Annotated in this window: 3 protein-coding genes; 2 read left to right on the top strand and 1 reads right to left on the bottom strand. The window is 60.8% G+C overall.

The features are described 5' to 3' along the window. Positions 1-59: 59 nt before the first annotated feature. Positions 60-1,133, bottom strand: a complete 1,074-nt coding sequence (locus tag ACK1VC_RS21655) for a DUF748 domain-containing protein (protein WP_191086873.1) — start codon at positions 1,131-1,133, stop codon at positions 60-62. A 134-nt stretch (positions 1,134-1,267) separates the two neighbouring features. Between ACK1VC_RS21655 and cysK the strand changes: the two genes are divergently transcribed. Continuing rightward, positions 1,268-2,242: a cysteine synthase A gene (cysK, locus tag ACK1VC_RS21660; RefSeq protein ID WP_016488583.1), complete on the top strand. Its 975-nt coding sequence runs from the start codon at positions 1,268-1,270 to the stop codon at positions 2,240-2,242. 173 nt (positions 2,243-2,415) lie between these two features. Beyond that, the gene (locus ACK1VC_RS21665) at positions 2,416-3,351 is read left to right on the top strand and encodes an aspartyl/asparaginyl beta-hydroxylase domain-containing protein (protein ID WP_016488582.1); all 936 of its coding nucleotides are present in this window, start codon (positions 2,416-2,418) and stop codon (positions 3,349-3,351) included. Positions 3,352-3,360: the final 9 nt, after the last annotated feature.

Below are 3,360 nucleotides of genomic sequence, written 5' to 3' on the forward strand. Positions count from 1 at the left end.
GCCACGCGGCTGGAAACGCAGACCGGGTATTCAGTCCCTGAATGCCCCGTCACGCAATCTCAGTCGGAATCCGGCGCGCCGCGCTCGTAGCGGGCATTGAACGCCTGGATAAACCCGTTACGCAGGATCTGCAGGAATGCCTCAAACGCGCTGACATCCTGCTTGCGCACGCTGCCACTGAGTTCCACCCGGGTAGCGAACTGGTTTTTTGGCTGGTTCTTCAGCACCGTTTCGGTCGCCCCCACCACTGCCTCCCACACCGAGCGGAAGAAGCCCTTGTCCTTTTCCTCGACGTCCTGTTGCCAGTCGAATACATCGACATCGCGCAGCAGCGGCTTTATGTAGCCGTTCAGCCGACCGTTTTCCGCCTGCGCCTCGATGACTACGTCCCCGTGCCCGGCGTTGAAGTCGAATTTGCCATAGGCGCTGGCGAAGTCGTTCAGCTTGCGCAGTTCGATGCCGGTAGCACGAAGCCTGAATTCGAAGTCATCGAAATCACTGAACGGGTCGAACGTCGCACGGCTTTCCACCTTGGCATCGCCTGCGATGAGTGCAGTACCTTCGAAACTCGCATCGCGACGGCCCTTGGGGTCACGAACATTGGTCAGGTTGCGGATGTTGGCGTTCAACTGAGTGGCCTTGAGGTCGACCGGTGGCTTGGAGTTGAAGTTGCGGAACGTCAGCACGCCGTTGTCGATGCGCACGTCATTGAGGGTGATGGGCAGCAGTTTTTCCAGTTGCTGGCGCCAGTCGGTACCCCGACCGGTCTGCGACGCCTGTTTGCTGCCACCGTCGACGAAGTTCAGTTCTGGGCGTACAAAGGTCACTTCGGCCACCACGGCCTTGTCGTACCACAGCGAATGCCAACTCACCGAAAGGTCGATCAGTGGCGCGTCGAGGAACGGTACCGGCACCTTGCCGCTGGTCTTGACGATCTTCAGGCCGTTGATCTGGTAAGCGCCGCGCCACCAGGCCAGGTCGATGTCGGTCACCTGGCCGCGGTAATCGCCCATGTCGGCCAGTTTTTCGTTCAGGTAGTTGCGCACCAGGTAGGGCAGGGCAAAGTGCAAGGCTGCCAGCAACACGACCAGGCAGCCCAGGCCGATCAGCGGCCAGCGATAACGGGCTCTCATCAGGGCGTCTCCAAGGCGGGATGTGCGGTTGACCGCAACACGCCCGGCCGAGTTCGAACAGGCTTTACGGGCCACCGGCCGGGGCTTACCCTTGAGGTCTTTCCGTGCTGTTTTTCATGCCAAGGACTCCTGCCATGAGCCGTATCTTTGCAGACAATGCCCATTCCATCGGTAACACGCCGCTGGTGCAGATCAACCGCATCGCCCCGCGTGGCGTGACTATTCTGGCCAAGATCGAAGGGCGCAACCCGGGTTATTCGGTCAAATGCCGCATTGGCGCGAACATGGTCTGGGACGCAGAGAGCAGCGGCAAGCTCAAGCCGGGCATGACCATCGTCGAGCCCACCTCGGGCAACACCGGTATCGGCCTGGCTTTCGTCGCCGCCGCCCGTGGCTACAAGCTGATGCTGACCATGCCTGCCTCCATGAGCCTGGAGCGCCGCAAGGTGTTGAAGGCGCTGGGTGCCGAACTGGTGCTGACCGACCCGGCCAAAGGCATGAAAGGCGCGATTGAGAAGGCCAACGAAATCGTCGCCTCCGACCCGGCCCAGTACTTCCTGCCGGGTCAGTTCGAAAACCCGGCCAACCCGGCCATCCACGAAAAAACCACCGGGCCGGAAATCTGGAACGACACCGATGGCGCCGTCGACGTGCTGGTGGCGGGCGTGGGGACGGGCGGCACCATTACCGGTGTGTCGCGCTACATCAAGCACACCCAGGGCAAGGCAATCCTGTCGGTGGCGGTCGAGCCCTTGGCATCGCCGTTGATCACCCAGACCCTGGCGGGCGAAGAACTCAAGCCCAGCCCGCACAAGATCCAGGGCATTGGCGCCGGCTTCGTGCCGAAAAATCTCGACCTGTCGATTGTCGATCAGGTGGCGACAGTGACCGATGAAGAGTCCAAGGCCATGGCCATCCGCCTGATGCAGGAAGAGGGCATTCTCTGCGGGATTTCCTGTGGTGCAGCCATGGCCGCCGCCGTACGCCTGGCCGAAAAACCGGAGATGCAGGGTAAGACCATCGTCGTAATCCTGCCTGATTCGGGCGAGCGTTACCTGTCGAGCATGTTGTTCAGCGACATGTTCAGCGAGCAGGAAAACCAGCAGTAATCGACCTTGCCGCTGACCCGGCGCAATAATCGCCGGAGTGGTTTATTGCACAATCTTCATGAATGCGATCCCGCCCGGGTTGTTTGTACCTCGGCGGGATCGGTTTATGATGGCAGGATGATTTTCAGAAGAGCAGGTGGTGCAGCCCTGGCTCTTCCCCAAGGAGTGAAAGCATGACCTTTTCCTTTGCAGCCAAGGCGGGTGTCTTGCTGGTGTTTTTCGGCAGCGTGTTGTTCGTGCACCTGCGCGGCAAGGCCCGCCTGCCGGTGTTGCGCCAGTTCGTCAACCATTCGGCGCTGTTCGCTCCCTACAACGCGTTGATGTACCTGTTCTCCGGCGTGCCGTCCAAGCCCTACCTGGACCGTCAGCGCTTCCCTGAACTGGACGTGCTGAAAGACAACTGGCAGGAAATCCGCGAAGAGGCCATGCGCCTGTTCGATGAAGGCTACATTCGCGCCGCCGAAAAGGACAACGATGCCGGCTTCGGTTCGTTCTTCAAGAAGGGTTGGAAGCGGTTTTACCTGAAGTGGTACGACAAGCCGTTGCCTTCGGCCGAAGCCCTGTGCCCGCGCACCGTCGAGCTGGTCAGCAGCATTCCCAACGTCAAGGGCGCAATGTTTGCCCTGTTGCCCGGCGGCAGCCACCTGAACCCGCACCGCGACCCGTTTGCAGGCTCGCTGCGCTACCACCTGGGCCTGTCCACGCCGAACTCCGATGCTTGCCGCATCTACGTCGATGGCCAGGAATACGCCTGGCGTGATGGCGAAGACGTGATGTTCGACGAAACCTACGTGCACTGGGTGAAGAACGAAACCGACTTCACCCGGGTGATCCTGTTCTGCGACATCGAGCGCCCGCTGAGCAGCCCGCTGATGACCCGCATCAACCGCAAGGTCAGTGCCTTCCTCGGCCGCGCCACCGCGCCGCAGAACACCGACGACGAGCGCGTGGGCGGGATCAACCAGGCGTATGCCTGGAGCAAGCGCTTCAGCAATAAAATCAGCACCCGTGTGAAGCAGTTCAAACGCGCCAACCCCAAGGCCTACCGCATCCTGCGGCCGGTGCTGGCGGTGGTGGTGGTGTACCTGCTGTATCACTGGTTGTTCTGATTTTTTGTT

Source organism: Pseudomonas sp. XP2 (genome assembly GCF_053557975.1).

Coding starts and splice junctions, on each gene's coding strand:
- ACK1VC_RS21655 (WP_191086873.1), bottom strand. CDS start 1,133: ATGAGAGCCCGTTATCGCTGGCCGCTGATCGGCCTGGGCTGCCTGGTC.
- cysK (WP_016488583.1), top strand. CDS start 1,268: ATGAGCCGTATCTTTGCAGACAATGCCCATTCCATCGGTAACACGCCG.
- ACK1VC_RS21665 (WP_016488582.1), top strand. CDS start 2,416: ATGACCTTTTCCTTTGCAGCCAAGGCGGGTGTCTTGCTGGTGTTTTTC.